The 15,335-nt window shown below is 60.9% G+C and carries 14 protein-coding genes and 2 tRNA genes; 1 reads left to right on the forward strand and 15 read right to left on the reverse strand.

Going from position 1 to position 15,335, the window contains the following annotated elements; translation table 11 throughout:
• Positions 1 to 4: 4 nt before the first annotated feature.
• The 9 genes from rimP to rlmE all read right to left on the reverse strand — a co-directional run bounded on the left by rimP (position 5) and on the right by rlmE (position 7,049).
• Positions 5 to 463, reverse strand: coding sequence for a ribosome maturation factor RimP (gene rimP / locus HU770_RS22320; RefSeq protein WP_033702568.1), 459 nt, complete (start codon positions 461 to 463; stop codon positions 5 to 7).
• 130 nt (positions 464 to 593) lie between these two features.
• A tRNA-Met gene (locus HU770_RS22325) sits at positions 594 to 670 on the reverse strand.
• 99 nt (positions 671 to 769) lie between these two features.
• Positions 770 to 855: transfer RNA gene (locus HU770_RS22330), tRNA-Leu, on the reverse strand.
• A 21-nt stretch (positions 856 to 876) separates the two neighbouring features.
• Entirely contained in the window at positions 877 to 1,272 is a 396-nt protein-coding gene (secG, locus tag HU770_RS22335; protein WP_047583813.1) for a preprotein translocase subunit SecG, read from the reverse strand.
• A gap of 4 nt (positions 1,273 to 1,276) precedes the next feature.
• A complete protein-coding gene (gene tpiA, locus HU770_RS22340) occupies positions 1,277 to 2,032 on the reverse strand; it encodes a triose-phosphate isomerase (RefSeq protein WP_186665540.1) in 756 nt (251 codons plus the stop codon).
• Positions 2,033 to 2,097: 65 nt separating this feature from the next.
• On the reverse strand, positions 2,098 to 3,438 hold the full coding sequence (gene glmM, locus HU770_RS22345) for a phosphoglucosamine mutase (RefSeq protein WP_186652599.1): 1,341 nt from the start codon (positions 3,436 to 3,438) through the stop codon (positions 2,098 to 2,100).
• A 16-nt stretch (positions 3,439 to 3,454) separates the two neighbouring features.
• Positions 3,455 to 4,306, reverse strand: a complete 852-nt coding sequence (gene folP / locus HU770_RS22350) for a dihydropteroate synthase (protein ID WP_186665543.1) — start codon at positions 4,304 to 4,306, stop codon at positions 3,455 to 3,457.
• An 8-nt stretch (positions 4,307 to 4,314) separates the two neighbouring features.
• Positions 4,315 to 6,219 carry an ATP-dependent zinc metalloprotease FtsH gene (gene ftsH, locus HU770_RS22355; protein ID WP_186652601.1) on the reverse strand — a complete coding sequence of 635 codons (1,905 nt, stop codon included), beginning with the start codon at positions 6,217 to 6,219 and terminating at the stop codon, positions 4,315 to 4,317.
• A gap of 203 nt (positions 6,220 to 6,422) precedes the next feature.
• Positions 6,423 to 7,049, reverse strand: coding sequence for a 23S rRNA (uridine(2552)-2'-O)-methyltransferase RlmE (gene rlmE, locus HU770_RS22360; protein WP_186665545.1), 627 nt, complete (start codon positions 7,047 to 7,049; stop codon positions 6,423 to 6,425).
• 102 nt (positions 7,050 to 7,151) lie between these two features.
• Between rlmE and HU770_RS22365 the strand changes: the two genes are divergently transcribed.
• Positions 7,152 to 7,460 carry a YhbY family RNA-binding protein gene (locus HU770_RS22365; protein ID WP_186665547.1) on the forward strand — a complete coding sequence of 103 codons (309 nt, stop codon included), beginning with the start codon at positions 7,152 to 7,154 and terminating at the stop codon, positions 7,458 to 7,460.
• Positions 7,461 to 7,472: 12 nt separating this feature from the next.
• Here the strand turns inward: HU770_RS22365 and HU770_RS22370 are convergent, their stop codons facing one another.
• The 6 genes from HU770_RS22370 to dnaJ form a co-directional block, all read right to left on the reverse strand.
• A complete protein-coding gene (locus HU770_RS22370) occupies positions 7,473 to 7,922 on the reverse strand; it encodes an MFS transporter (protein WP_081874760.1) in 450 nt (149 codons plus the stop codon).
• Positions 7,900 to 8,382: a transcription elongation factor GreA gene (gene greA, locus HU770_RS22375; protein ID WP_077068663.1), complete on the reverse strand. Its 483-nt coding sequence runs from the start codon at positions 8,380 to 8,382 to the stop codon at positions 7,900 to 7,902. The genes HU770_RS22370 and greA overlap by 23 nt, the downstream gene beginning before the upstream one ends.
• Entirely contained in the window at positions 8,379 to 11,600 is a 3,222-nt protein-coding gene (carB, locus tag HU770_RS22380) for a carbamoyl-phosphate synthase large subunit (RefSeq protein ID WP_033701599.1), read from the reverse strand. Before carB ends, greA begins: the two co-directional genes overlap by 4 nt.
• 106 nt (positions 11,601 to 11,706) lie before the next feature.
• Positions 11,707 to 12,843, reverse strand: a complete 1,137-nt coding sequence (gene carA, locus HU770_RS22385) for a glutamine-hydrolyzing carbamoyl-phosphate synthase small subunit (protein ID WP_033701601.1) — start codon at positions 12,841 to 12,843, stop codon at positions 11,707 to 11,709.
• A 346-nt stretch (positions 12,844 to 13,189) separates the two neighbouring features.
• Entirely contained in the window at positions 13,190 to 13,996 is an 807-nt protein-coding gene (gene dapB / locus HU770_RS22390) for a 4-hydroxy-tetrahydrodipicolinate reductase (protein ID WP_047583812.1), read from the reverse strand.
• 13 nt (positions 13,997 to 14,009) lie between these two features.
• A complete protein-coding gene (gene dnaJ / locus HU770_RS22395) occupies positions 14,010 to 15,134 on the reverse strand; it encodes a molecular chaperone DnaJ (protein WP_033701606.1) in 1,125 nt (374 codons plus the stop codon).
• Between the last annotated feature and the right edge of the window lie 201 nt (positions 15,135 to 15,335).

The following is a 15,335-nucleotide window of genomic DNA, read 5'->3' on the forward strand; positions in this document are numbered from 1 at the left end:
CGTCTCAGTCAAAACTGGGAATAATATTGGCCTTGTCGATCGAGTCGATCGGCAACAGGAACTCCTGGTCGTCCACCTGGACCACCACATCCTGCTCCTCCACACCGCGGAGAAGGCCCTGGAAGTTACGACGACCCTCGAAGGGTGAGCGCAGCTTGATCTTCACTTGTTCGCCGGCATGCGAGGCAAACTGTTCAAGCGTGAACAGCGGGCGTTCCATGCCAGGAGAAGAAACCTCTAGGGTATATTCAGAGCTGATCGGATCTTCCACATCGAGGACGCTGCTGACCTGACGGCTGACTTCAGCGCAGTCGTCCACCAGAATGCCGCCTTCCTTATCGATGTAGACACGTAGTACCGAATGCTTGCCCTGGGAGACGAATTCGATCCCCCAGCATTCGAAGCCCAGCCCCGTGACCACCGGGGCCAACAAGGCCTGCAACTGTTCTAGCTTGCTCGACACCTGAACCCCCTCGTGCATGCTGTGCAAATAAAAAATGGGCGAAGCGCCCATCCCTGAAAGCGCCGTTGGACAACGACGCCGAAAACTGTTCGGCTAGCAAAAAGCCCCTGAAAAGGGGCTCCGCTAAAGCTGGTTGCGGGGGCTGGATTTGAACCAACGACCTTCGGGTTATGAGCCCGACGAGCTACCAAGCTGCTCCACCCCGCGACAAAGCTGGGGCGAAAGTATAAGACCGAACCCCGTACGGGGTCAATCCGACCTCCACCTACAAGAAAGCCCGCATAAAGCGGGCTCTCTTGCTTCAATTGGTACCGAGAAGGGGACTCGAACCCCTACACCCTATGGGCACAACCACCTCAAGGTTGCGTGTCTACCAATTCCACCACCTCGGCAATACTACTTCTTGAAACCCGTTACTTCTGCTCTTCTGCCGGAGGAGGTACATCACCCGTACTCGGAGTGGCTTCGCTCTTCTGCTGTTGGAGCACCGGTACATCATCATTCACTGCCGGCTTTTGCTCTTTCACTTCCAACACTGCTGGATCTGGAAGGCCCGCCTGGGTCAGCTTGTGAGCTTGTTCCTTGGCGAAGTATCCTAACCCAAGTGCTGTCAAAAAGAAAGTGGCAGCGAGTATTGCAGTGAATTTACTTAGGAAGGTTGCAGAGCCTTGGCTTCCGAACACAGTATTTGAGGCACCTGCGCCGAAAGATGCACCTGCTTCCGCACCCTTACCCTGTTGCAACAGAACCAGCACTACTAGCGACAGCGCTGCCAACAGATGAAAAACAACGATAACTGTTTCCAGCATTTGTTCAGTTTCCTGCGGCGCGACAAATTGCACCGAATTCGTCTGCGTTCAGGGACGCTCCACCAATGAGCCCCCCATCGATATCCGGCATGCCGAACAGTTCGGCCGCATTGGCCGCCTTCACGCTGCCGCCGTAGAGCAGCTGCACCTTCGCAGCCACTTCAGCATCTTCTGCCGCCAACTGACCGCGGATGGCAGCATGCACATCCTGAGCCTGTTGGGGCGTGGCCGTAAGGCCAGTGCCGATGGCCCATACAGGCTCATAAGCAATTACTGCATTGGCAAAAGCCTTAACACCGAACGCTTCGATGATACTGCTTAGTTGACGCCCGACAACTTCGAGCGTCTTGCCCGCCTCGCGCTCTTCAAGGGTTTCCCCAATACACAGCACGGGCTTCAAACCTTTGGCCTGTGCGGCTGCAAACTTGCGGTTCAGCACTTCATCACTCTCGCCGATGACCTGGCGACGCTCCGAATGCCCAACCAACACCAACTTGCAGCCCACTTCGGCCAGCTGTTCCGGGCAAACTTCCCCGGTCAGCGCACCCTGTTCGGGTTGTACAGCAGAATTCTGTGCGCCGACAGTTATTTCTTTACCTACCAGGCCATCGATCACTTGATTGATGAACAAGGCCGGTGGAAATACCGCGACTTCCACTCCGCTCGGCAGGGCAAGATTGCTCAAGCCCTCGGTCAGCTCAGCGACGCTGGCGCGGGTACCGTGCATCTTCCAGTTACCAGCTACCATAGGGCGACGCATGCTTTACCTCGTCGGTCAAAGTGGGCGCAGATCTTACCCAACCAGATCTGCGCTGGCAAGCGCCTTCAGACACAAACTTCGCTGACCAGTTTCGCCAGGGCTTCGGCATGGCCGCGAACCTGACTTTCGTCGTCGCCTTCGACCATGACCCGCACCAACGGCTCGGTACCGGACTTGCGCAGCAGCACGCGACCGCGACCGGCCATCGCCTCGGTGACCTTGGCACTGGCTTCCTGCACCGCAGGGTGCTCCAGAGGGTCGACCTTGCTTGCCCCATAGCGCACGTTGATCAGTACCTGAGGGCACTTGCGCAGGGCCTGACGGGCCTGGGCCAGTGTCTCCCCGCGACGCTTGAGGGCCATCAGCACCTGCAGCGCGGCGATGATCGCATCACCGGTGGTGGTGTGGTTGCAGCACACGACATGCCCGGAGTTTTCACCCCCGACCAACCACTCGCGCTCGATCAGTTCGGCCATGACGTAACGGTCGCCAACCTTGGCCCGCACGAACGGGATATCCAGCTCCTTGAGCGCAAGCTCAAGGCCGAGGTTGCTCATCAGCGTCCCCACTACCCCGCCTTGCAGCTTGCCGCGGTCATGCAGGTCACGGGCGATGATGAACAGCAACTCGTCGCCGTCGACGATGGCACCCGTGTGATCGACCATCAGCACCCGGTCACCGTCGCCATCGAAGGCGATACCGAGGTCGGCATGGCCCACCAGCACGGCGGCCTGCAGCGACTCGATATGGGTAGAGCCACAGCCTTCGTTGATGTTCAAGCCATCAGGCTGAGCATTCAGAATGGTCACGTCGGCACCCAGTTCGCGGAACACGCTTGGCGCGACCTTGTACGTGGCGCCATGGGCGCAATCGACCACCAGCTTGAGGCCGTCGAAGCTGGTGCTCGAAGGCACGCTGCTCTTGCAGAACTCGATGTAGCGGCCAGCCGCATCGTTGATGCGCGAGACCTTGCCCAGCTTGCCCGACTCGACCACCGTCATCGGCTGGTCGAGCAACTCTTCGATCATCAACTCGACTTCGTCAGGCAGCTTGGTGCCCTGGCCAGAGAAGAACTTGATGCCGTTGTCGTCGTGCGGGTTGTGCGACGCGCTGATGACAATGCCGGCTTCAGCGTGGAAGGTACGCGTGAGGTAAGCGATGGCCGGGGTCGGCATCGGCCCGAGCAGCATCACATCGGCACCGGCCGCAGAAAGCCCGGCCTCGAGCGCAGATTCGAACATGTAACCGGAAATACGCGTGTCCTTGCCCACCAGTACCCGGCAATGGCCCTGCTTGCGGAAAGCCATGCCAGCCGCCCAGCCGAGCTTCAGCATGAAGTCCGGCGTGATCGGGAATTCGCCGACGCGGCCACGAATGCCGTCGGTACCAAAGTATTTTCTGCTCATAGCGACTCCAATGTTCTTATTCGGCGTGTTGAACCGCAGCGATCATGCGTACCACATCGACAGTTTCGGCCACATCATGGACGCGAAGGATGCTCGCCCCCTTGGTCATGGCCAACGCTGCCAGCGCCAGGCTGCCGTACAAACGCTCGCCGACCGGACGATCCAGCGTCAGGCCGATCATGCTCTTTCGTGAAACACCCACCAGCAGTGGGCGCCCAAGGCGATAGAGCGCTTCCATGTGCTTGAACAGGCTCAGGTTGTGCGCCAGTGTCTTGGCGAAACCGAAGCCTGGGTCAAGAATGATTCTGCTTGCATCGATGCCCGCCGCAGCGCAAGCGGCCATCCGTTGTTCAAGATATCGCGTAACGTCCGCTGTCACATCATCGTAATGCGGGTCGTCCTGCATATTGCCCGGCTCACCGCGCATGTGCATCAGGCACACCGGCAGGCCGGTATCGGCCGCCGCGTCCAGGGCACCATCGCGCTCCAGCGCGCGTACGTCGTTGATCAGCCCAGCCCCCAGCCGCGCAGACTCGCGGATGACCGCAGGCGTGGAAGTATCAACCGAAATGACCACATCCAGGCGGCTATTGATTGCCTCGACCATCGGCGCCACGCGCTCGATTTCTTCGATCACGGACACGGCACGCGCCCCAGGGCGCGTCGACTCGCCACCGATGTCGATCAGCGTGGCGCCTGCGGCGACCATCGCTTCGGCATGCCGCAGCGCAGCGTCGCGCTGGCTGAAGCGCCCGCCGTCGGAGAAGGAGTCGGGGGTGATATTGAGGATACCCATGACATGGGTACGCGACAAATCAAGAACCCGGTTGCCGCAAGGCAACCGGGTCGGGTACTGCACTGAACTCATAGATGCCCTTAGTGTTGAGCCGCTGGGCCGCCAATCGGCGATTCCGGGCGATCATCCTGGGCTGCCGGGGTACCCGAAGCCGAGTCACCATCCCAATCGCGAGGCTCGCGCGGGGCACGACCATTCATGATGTCGTCGATCTGGTCGGCATCGATGGTCTCGTACTTCATCAGCGCTTCAGCCATGGCATCGAGCTTGTCACGGTTGTCGGTGAGCAACTGCTTGGCCGTGGCGTAGCACTGGTCGATGATGCTGCGCACTTCCGAGTCGATCAGCTTGGCGGTTTCACCCGACACGCTGGCGTGCTGGCTGCCGGCGCTACGACCGAGGAACACCTCGCCTTCTTCTTCGGCATACATCAACGGGCCGAGCTTCTCGGAAAGGCCCCACTTGGTGACCATGTTCCGGGCAATCTGGCTGGCACGCATGATGTCGTTGGAGGCACCGGTGGTGACGCCGTCGAAGCCCAGGGTCATTTCTTCGGCGATACGGCCGCCGTACAGCGAGCAGATCTGGCTGATCAGCGCACGCTTGGACAGGCTGTAACGGTCTTCTTCAGGCAGGAACATGGTCACACCCAGGGCACGACCACGCGGGATGATCGAAACCTTGTAGACCGGGTCATGCTCAGGCACCAGGCGACCGACGATGGCGTGACCGGCTTCGTGGTAGGCGGTGTTCTGTTTTTCTTTCTCGGACATGACCATGGTCTTGCGCTCGGCGCCCATCATGATCTTGTCTTTGGCCAGCTCGAACTCTTTCATTTCGACCAGGCGCTTGTTGGAGCGAGCAGCGAACAACGATGCTTCGTTGACCAGGTTGGCCAGGTCGGCACCGGAGAAGCCTGGGGTACCACGGGCAATGACCGCCGGGTTGACGTTCTCGCCGATCGGCACCTTGCGCATGTGCACCTTGAGGATCTGCTCACGGCCGCGGATGTCCGGCAGGCCAACCACCACCTGGCGGTCGAAACGACCAGGACGCAGCAGTGCCGGGTCGAGGACGTCCGGACGGTTGGTCGCGGCGATGACGATGATGCCATCGTTCATCTCGAAGCCATCCATCTCTACCAGCAGCTGGTTGAGGGTTTGTTCGCGCTCATCATGACCACCGCCCATACCGGCGCCACGGTGGCGACCCACGGCGTCGATTTCGTCGATGAAGATGATGCACGGGGCGTGCTTCTTGGCCTGCTCGAACATGTCGCGCACACGGCTGGCACCGACACCGACGAACATTTCAACGAAGTCCGAACCGGAAATGGTGAAGAACGGCACTTTCGCCTCACCGGCAATGGCCTTGGCCAGCAGGGTCTTACCGGTACCCGGTGGGCCGACCATCAACACGCCGCGAGGAATACGGCCGCCGAGGCGCTGGAACTTGCCCGGGTCACGCAGGAATTCGACCAGCTCGCCGACTTCTTCCTTGGCTTCGTCGCAACCCGCGACGTCTGCCAGGGTGGTCTTGACCTGGTCTTCGGACAGCAGGCGCGCCTTGCTCTTGCCGAAACTCATCGGCCCGCCCTTGCCGCCTGCACCGCCTTGCATCTGGCGCATGAAGAACATGAATACCGCGATGATCACCAGGATCGGGAAGCTGGCTACCAGCAACTGAGTCCAGATGCTCTGCTGCTCGGGCTGCTTGCCTTCGACGACCACGTGGTTGTCGACCAGGTCGCCGATCAGGCCATTGTCGGTAATGGCCGGGCGCACGGTCTTGAAGCTGTCGCCGTCAGCGCGCTTGCCGGTAATGATGTAGCCGTCGACGGTCACACGCTCGACTTTCCCGTCCTTGACCTGCTGGATGAAGTCGGAGTAGTTGAGGGTCTGCGGCTCGTTAGGGCTTGAGAAGTTGTTCATCACTGTCACCAGGACAGCTGCGATGATCAACCACAGGATCAGATTCTTTGCCATGTCGTTCAATTCGCTACCCTCTGAGGCCGGCGCACGACGCAGCCGTGCCTCGCATGATATTCATCGCCCTAACTTACTACATTACCTACGCATCCGCAGGCACCGTCTGTAACCCTTTGTGAAACCTAGACTACACGAAGTTCGGACGATCCTGACGGGCTGGCCGATTGGAATTAACTATCAGCCACCCCGTAGCACGCCTTTCACATGCCTTTGAAACCTTTACCCAGCAGGTACTGCTCACGCGAGCGATCCCGCGAAGACGACGGCTTGCGCATCTGCACCTTGTCGAACTTGGTGCGAACGTCCTTCAAGTACATGTCGAAGCCTTCGCCCTGGAAAATCTTGATCAGGAAGTCACCACCAGGCTTCAGCACGCGGGTTGCCAGGTCAAGCGCCAACTCACAAAGGAACATGGCGCGCGGCATGTCCACTTCAGGCGTACCACTCATATTGGGGGCCATGTCGGAAATCACAAGGTCTACATGCGAATCGCCGACCGCTTCCAGAATCTGCTGCAGCACTTCATCGTGGGTGAAGTCACCCTGAATGAAGGTCACGTCCGGGATCGAGTCCATTTCCAGGATATCGGAGGCAATCAGACGGCCCTGGCCACCAATCAGACGACTGGTCACCTGCGACCAGCCTCCTGGGGCTGCGCCGAGGTCGATCACACTCATGCCCGGGCGGATCAACCGGTCCTTTTCCTGGATCTCAAGCAGTTTGTAGCTTGCACGCGAACGGTAGCCATCCTTCTGCGCTTGTTTGACGAAAGGGTCGTTAAAATGCTCACGCAGCCAGTTAGCGCTGCTTTTGGAACGTTGTACCACGGGGCACCTCGATGATATGCGTCGTGATTGACTGGGCGGAGCCGGGGGCCCTCGGGTAAAATGCCTGTCAATTTTACAGAATCAGACGGAAAGGGTCAGATTATGCCGCTCAATAACGAGCAGAAGAAGCAATACAAGTCCATTGGTCATGACCTGAAGCCGGTCCTGATCGTTGCTGGCAATGGTGTTAACGAAGGCGTTGCCGCCGAACTGGAACGCGCACTCGCCGATCATGAACTGATCAAGGTCGAGATTCGCTCCGAAGATCGCGAAGAACGCGCTGCCGCCATTGCCGAGTTGTGCAAGGTCGGCCGTGCTGAACTGGTGCAGACCATCGGCAAGAGAGCGCTGATCTACCGCAAGAACCCACAGCCGAACAAGCAGCTGTCGAACGTCCACCGCTTCAAGTAATAGCGGCTCCGATCAGTGGCGCGCCTTGCGCGCCCTGACCGGTACTGGCTGGGCCACCAGTACGATGCCGGAAAAACCCAGCACCAGGAAACAGAACATCTGCCAGCGCTCGCCCACGGATATACCGTAGCGCAAGGTGTAATACCCCACGCAGGCACCAAAGCCGAGCAACAGCATCTGGCCACGGAACTGTCGCCACCAGGCCGCCAGGCCATCCACCCTCGCCAATACCGCCAGCTGGGTCAACAAGCCAAGCAAGGCCACGCCAATCAACCAGCGGTCGATCTGCCCGGCAATATCCTGCACCAGCAGGGGCGCCAGGCCACTGACCTTGAGCGCGGGCACCAGCCCCACATGAAACACCCACAAGCCGCCGACCCAGAAAACCTGGGCCAGCTGCCAGAGGATCCCTTCAAGGGATGGCGCCCGCAGGCGCCGGTCAGATGTGCTGGACTTCGACAATCTCGTACTCGACCGTGCCACTTGGCGTCTTGATGACGACGATATCACCTTCTTCCTTGCCGATGATGGCACGGGCAATCGGCGCGCCTGCCGACAGCTTGCCCAGCTTGATGTTGGCTTCGTCTTCACCCACGATCTGGTACTTCACGCGCTCGTCGGTTTCGGTATTGGCCAGCTCGACGGTAGTGCCGAAAATGACCTTGCCGGTGTGCGGGATAGAGGTCACATCGATCACCACCGAGTTCTGCAGGCGGCCTTCGATATCGCGGATACGCGCCTCGACCATGCCCTGCTCTTCACGGGCGGCATGGTATTCGGCGTTTTCCTTGAGGTCACCCAGCTCGCGTGCTTCACCGATAGCCTGGCTCAGGCGCGGGCGCTCGGTCTTGCTCAGGAACAGGTGCTCCTCTTCCAGGGCGCGAGCGCCCTGGACGGTCATCGGGTATTTGGTAATGCTCATGCTTTGAGTCCTGCATGCAGATCCTGCAAGCGACGAACGGTCTTCTCGGGACCAAACTTCAGCGCTTCGCAGATGGCTTCACCGGCCGCAATGGTGGTGGTGCAGTAAATCTTGTGCTGCAGCGCATTGCGACGAATCGAGTAGGAATCAGCGATCGACTGACGGCCTTCGGTGGTGTTGATGATCAGCGACACTTCGTCGTTCTTGATCATGTCGACCACGTGCGGGCGACCTTCGGTCACTTTGTTCACACGGCGCACTTTCAGGCCTGCCGCCTCGATAACCTTGGCGGTGCCGGCAGTGGCAACCACTTCGAAGCCCAGGGCGATCAGGTCGCGGGCAACGCCAGCCACTTGTGGCTTGTCATCGTCACGCACGCTGATGAACGCGGTACCGCCGGTTGGCAGCACTTCGCTGGCACCCATCTGAGCCTTGGCGAACGCTTCACCGAAGCTGTCACCGACGCCCATGACTTCACCGGTCGATTTCATCTCAGGGCCGAGGATCGGGTCAACCCCTGGGAACTTGGCGAACGGGAAGACGGCTTCCTTGACGCTGTAGAAGTTCGGGATGATTTCTTTGGTGAAACCGATCTCTTTCAGGGTTTTACCCGCCATCACGCGGGCGGCAATCATGGCCAGCGAGGTGCCGATGCACTTGGAGACGAACGGCACGGTACGCGAAGCGCGCGGGTTGACTTCGATCACGTAGATCTTGTCGCCCTGCAGGGCCAGCTGAACGTTCATCAGGCCGACAACGCCCAGCTCCAGGGCCATTTTCTTGACCTGTTCGCGGACTTCGTCCTGCACGTGAGCCGGCAGCGAGTACGGTGGCAGCGAGCACGCCGAGTCACCGGAGTGAACGCCGGCCTGTTCGATGTGCTGCATGATCGCGCCGATCACCACGTCGGTGCCGTCGCAGACCGCATCCACGTCCATCTCGATGGCGCAGTTGAGGAAGTGGTCGAGCAGCACCGGGCTGTCGTTGGACACCTGCACGGCTTCACGCAGGTAGCGCTTGAGCTCGTCCAGCTCGTAGACGATCTCCATGGCGCGGCCACCCAGTACGTACGACGGGCGCACGACCAGTGGGTAACCGATACCGCCAGCGGCACGGATGGCCTCGTCTTCGCTGCGCACGGTCGCGTTTGGCGGCTGCAGCAGGTTCAGGCGCTGAACCATCTGCTGGAAGCGCTCGCGGTCTTCGGCGCGGTCGATGGCGTCCGGGCTGGTACCGATGATCGGTACGCCGGCTTCTTCCAGGGCGCGTGCCAGTTTCAGCGGGGTCTGGCCGCCGTAGTGAACGATCACGCCCTTCGGCTTCTCGACACGGCAGACTTCCAGCACGTCTTCCAGGGTCAGCGGCTCGAAGTACAGACGGTCGGAGGTGTCGTAGTCGGTGGAGACGGTTTCCGGGTTGCAGTTGACCATGATGGTCTCGTAACCGTCTTCACGCAGCGCCAGGGCCGCGTGCACGCAGCAGTAGTCGAACTCGATGCCTTGGCCGATACGGTTAGGGCCGCCACCCAGGATCATGATCTTGTCGCGGGTCGACGGGTTGGCCTCGCACTCTTCCTCGTAGGTCGAATACAGGTAGGCGGTGTCGGTGGCGAACTCGGCAGCGCAGGTGTCGACGCGCTTGTAGACCGGGAACACTTCCAGCTTGTGACGGTGACGACGCAGGTTCTTGTCGGTAATGCCGAGCAGCACAGCCAGGCGCTGGTCCGAGAAGCCTTTGCGCTTGAGGCGCAGCATCATGCCTTTATCGATGGCCGACAGGGCCAGGGTCTTGACCTTCTCTTCTTCCTTGATCAGGTCTTCCATCTGAACCAGGAACCACATGTCGATGCCGGTCAGGGCGAAGATCTCTTCGCAGGTCATGCCCGAACGCATGGCGTCGGCCACATACCAGATACGCTCGGCGCCCGGCACGGTCAGCTCGCGCTTGAGGATGCTGGCCGCTTCGGCGCTGGCCAGGTCAACTTTCGGGTCCAGACCGCAAACACCGACTTCCAGGCCGCGCAGGGCTTTCTGCAGGGATTCCTGGAAGGTACGGCCGATGGCCATGACTTCACCCACGGATTTCATCTGGGTGGTCAGACGGGCGTCGGCTTTCGGGAATTTCTCGAAGGCGAAACGTGGCAGCTTGGTGACGACGTAGTCGATCGACGGTTCAAACGACGCCGGGGTACGGCCGCCGGTGATGTCGTTCTGCAGCTCATCGAGGGTGTAGCCGACAGCCAGCTTGGCGGCGATCTTGGCGATCGGGAAGCCGGTGGCCTTGGAAGCCAGGGCCGACGAACGCGATACACGCGGGTTCATCTCGATCACGACCATGCGGCCGGTGTCTGGGCAGATACCGAACTGCACGTTGGAACCGCCGGTTTCGACACCGATTTCACGCAGCACCGCCAGCGAGGCGTTGCGCATGATCTGGTATTCCTTGTCGGTCAGGGTCTGTGCTGGGGCAACGGTGATCGAGTCGCCGGTGTGCACGCCCATCGGGTCGAAGTTCTCGATCGAGCAGACGATGATGCAGTTGTCCTTCTTGTCGCGGACCACCTCCATCTCGTATTCCTTCCAGCCGATCAGCGATTCGTCGATCAGCAGCTCTTTGGTCGGCGACAAGTCCAGACCACGGGCGCAGATTTCTTCGAACTCTTCACGGTTGTAGGCGATACCACCACCGGTGCCGCCCATGGTGAAGGACGGACGGATGATGCATGGGAAGCCGAGCTTCTCGAGGACCGCATTGGCCTCCTCCATGCTGTGGGCGATACCGGAACGCGGGCATTCCAGGCCGATGTCTTTCATCGCCTTGTCGAAGCGCGAACGGTCTTCTGCCTTGTCGATGGTGTCGGCGTTGGCGCCGATCATCTCTACGCCGAACTTTTCCAGAACGCCGTGGCGCTCCAGGTCCAGGGCGCAGTTCAGTGCGGTTTGGCCGCCCATGGTCGGCAGGACGGCGTCAGGGCGCTCCTGCTCGATGATCTTGGCCACCGACTGCCATTTGATCGGCTCGATGTAGGTGGCGTCGGCCATGGCCGGGTCGGTCATGATGGTGGCCGGGTTGGAGTTCACCAGGATGACGCGATAGCCTTCCTCGCGCAGGGCTTTGCAAGCCTGGGCGCCGGAGTAGTCGAATTCACAGGCCTGGCCGATCACGATCGGGCCAGCGCCGAGAATCAGGATGCTTTTGATGTCTGTACGTTTTGGCATGGTTGTCACTCAAATCCGCGGGTCAGTCGGCAAGCCGTCTTGAACAATCTGGGTCAGGCGCTTCCGGGCGCGGCGCGAGCCGGCCCGGGGCCTTGATGCAGGATGCTCAGCGGCGCTTGGCCATGGCATCGATGAAACGATCGAACAGTGGCGCGACGTCAGTCGGGCCTGGGCTCGCTTCAGGGTGGCCCTGGAAGCTGAACGCGCTCTTGTCGGTGCGCTCGATGCCCTGCAGGGTACCGTCGAACAGCGACTTGTGGATGGCGCGGACGTTGCCCGGCAGCGTGGCTTCGTCAACGGCGAAACCGTGGTTCTGGCTGGTGATCATGACCACGCCGGTGTCCAGGTCCTGGACCGGGTGGTTGGCACCGTGGTGGCCGTGGCCCATCTTGACGGTCTTGGCGCCGGAGGCCAGGGCCAGCAGTTGGTGGCCGAGGCAGATACCGAATACCGGGATCTCGGTTTCAAGGACTTCCTTGATGGCCTGGATGGCGTAGTCGCAAGGCTCCGGATCACCAGGGCCGTTGGACAGGAACACGCCATCAGGGTTGAGTGCGAGCACTTCGCTGGCCGGGGTCTGGGCAGGCACCACGGTCACGCGGCAGCCACGAGCAACCAGCATGCGCAGGATGTTCAGCTTGACGCCGTAGTCGAAGGCGACCACGTGGTAAGGCAGCTCGGAAGCTTCCAGGGTCGGGTGGCTGTCGGTTTTCAGTTCCCACACGCTGGAGCGCCACTCGTAACGCTCTTTGGTGGAAACGACCTTGGCCAGGTCCATGCCCTTGAGGCCCGGGAAGGCGCGGGCAGCGGCGATGGCGGCTTCTTCGCTGATGTTGTCACCGGCGAGGATGCAGCCGTTCTGCGCACCCTTTTCACGCAGGATACGGGTCAGGCGACGGGTGTCGATGCCGGCGATGGCAACGACGTTGTTGGCCTTGAGGTAGTCAGGCAGCGACTGGGTGTTACGCCAGTTGCTGGCCAGCAGCGGCAGGTCACGGATGACCAGGCCGGCAGACCAGACACGGTTCGACTCGGCGTCTTCCGGGGTGGTACCGGTGTTGCCGATGTGCGGATAGGTCAGGGTAACGATTTGCTGGGCGTAGGAAGGGTCTGTAAGGATTTCCTGGTAGCCGGTCATAGCGGTGTTGAACACCACCTCACCAACGGTCTGACCGTCGGCACCGATGGCTTCACCGCGAAAAATACTGCCGTCGGCAAGGGCGAGTATGGCTGGCTTTGTCAAGAAGACCTCCCGTAAATCAAGCATGAAAGGGCGATCGCAGGTTGCAAAAAAGCGGAGTGACGTATGGACACGTCACCCCGCTTTCATGTGCTGAATTCAATTCGCTGCGCGCTTTTAGTGGACACACTAAAGCTGTAGCTTACAGAAAAGTGCGTTTTCGGTCTACCGTATATGTGTCTCTAAAACACATGATTGCGACAGGCTGACCTCGCTGGCATTGGAAACCTGTAGGAGCGGCCTTGCGTCGCGAAAGGACTGCGCAGCAGTCCCGGGATTCCAGCCGCGCCGCTACCCCCCCGGGCCCGCTCTGCGACCCTCTTACGACACCAGGCCGCTCCCACACAGATCAGTGCAGCCCCAGCACGTCCTGCATGTCGTACAGCCCCGGCTCACGCCCATCCAGCCACAGCGCAGCACGCACCGCACCCTTGGCGAAGGTCATGCGGCTCGAGGCCTTGTGGGTGATCTCCACCCGCTCGCCTTCGGCAGCGAACAGCACGGTGTGGTCACCCACCACGTCACCGGCACGCACGGTAGCGAAGCCGATGGTCTGGCGATCACGCGCACCGGTCTGGCCTTCGCGGCCATACACGGCCACTTCCTTCAGGTCACGCCCCAACGCCTGAGCCACCACTTCACCCATGCGCAGCGCAGTACCCGACGGCGCATCGACCTTGTGCCGGTGGTGCGCCTCGAGGATCTCGATGTCGACCTCGTCGCCCAGCACGCGCGCTGCGGTGTCCAGCAGCTTCAGGCACAGGTTGACGCCAACGCTGAAGTTGGCGGCAAAGACGATCGGGATATCCTTGCCCGCTTCGACCAGCAACGCTTTCTCTTCCGGCGTAAAGCCAGTAGTGCCAATGACCATGGCCTTGCCCGCCTTGCGGCAGAACGCGAGGTTCTTCAGGGTCACTGAAGGGTGCGTGAAGTCGATCAGCACGTCGAACTCGTCCACAACCTTGACCAAGTCGTCGGAGATCGGCACGCCAATACGACCCAAGGCCGCCAACTCCCCTGCATCAGCCCCTACCAGGCTGCTGTCAGGGCGATCGATCGCCGCCGTCAAACCCGCCTGAGGCGCTTGGTGCTGCACAGCTTCGACAAGGGTCTTGCCCATCCGCCCTGCCGCGCCCATTACCGCAATACGTCGCATAACCTGTTCCTTGTCAGAGATCGCCGAAGAAGCGCTTCACGCCATCGAACCAGCCATTGGCCTTGGGCGAATGGGAGCTGTCGCCTTCCAGCGAATCACGCAGCTCTTCGAGCAGCTCGCGCTGGCGACGGCTGAGGTTGACCGGGGTTTCCACCGCCACGCGGCACAGCAGGTCACCTGCCCCACCACCGCGAACCGGTGCCACACCTTTGCCGCGCAGACGGAACTGCTTGCCGGTCTGGGTGCCTTCCGGGATCTTCAGCTTCACCCGGCCATCGAGGGTCGGCACTTCCAGCTCGCCACCCAGGGCAGCGTCGGTGTAGCTGATTGGCACTTCGCAGTACAGGTGCTTGCCATCGCGCTGGAAGATCTCGTGCTCACGCACGTTGATGACCACGTACAGGTCGCCAGTCGGGCCACCATGGGTACCGGCCTCGCCCTCGCCCGACAGGCGAATGCGGTCACCGGTATCGACACCGGCCGGCACCTTGACCGACAGCGTCTTGTATTCCTCGACACGGCCTTCGCCGTGGCACGCGCCGCAAGGGTCGGTGATGATCTTGCCCTGGCCATGGCAGCGCGGGCAGGTCTGCTGCACCGAGAAGAAGCCTTGCTGCATGCGCACCTGGCCGATACCGCCGCAGGTCGGGCAGGTCGACGGGGTCGAGCCCTTCTTCGCGCCGGAACCATCACAAGGGTTGCAGTTGACCAGGGTAGGAACGCGGATACTGACCGTGGTGCCACGCACCGCTTCTTCCAGGTTCAGCTCCAGGGTGTAACGCAGGTCGCTGCCACGCTGGGCGCCACCGCGCGAGCCGCCACGGCCGCCACCGAAGAAATCACTGAACACATCGCCGAAGATGTCGGAGAAGTTGGCACCACCGAAGCCGGCACCACCGCCACCCATGCTAGGGTCGACGCCGGCGTGACCATACTGGTCATAGGCCGCGCGCTTGCTGGCATCGGACAGCACTTCGTAGGCCTCGTTGGCCTCCTTGAACTGCTCTTCCGACTCCTTGTCGCCCGGGTTGCGGTCGGGGTGGTACTTCATCGCCAAGCGGCGATAGGCCTTTTTGAGATCACCTTCGTTGGCGCCACGCTCGACACCCAGGACCTCATAATAATCACGCTTTGCCATAGGTCATTTGCACTCTTGAGGGCGTTCGACAGAGCGCTGCGCATAGGCGCATGGGCGCTGTGCCGTAAGCACCTGCCGCGCGAATGCGTCCTGACAGATGCTGTAAAAATTCGCGTATTCCAGACACACCAACGCGGGAGCAAGCCCCCGCGCGGCGACATCCTACCAGCTCACCGCCAAACGGCGGTGAGCTGGCCGACA

The organism is Pseudomonas sp. SWRI68 (genome assembly GCF_014269165.1).
Taxonomy (GTDB): domain Bacteria; phylum Pseudomonadota; class Gammaproteobacteria; order Pseudomonadales; family Pseudomonadaceae; genus Aquipseudomonas; species Aquipseudomonas capeferrum.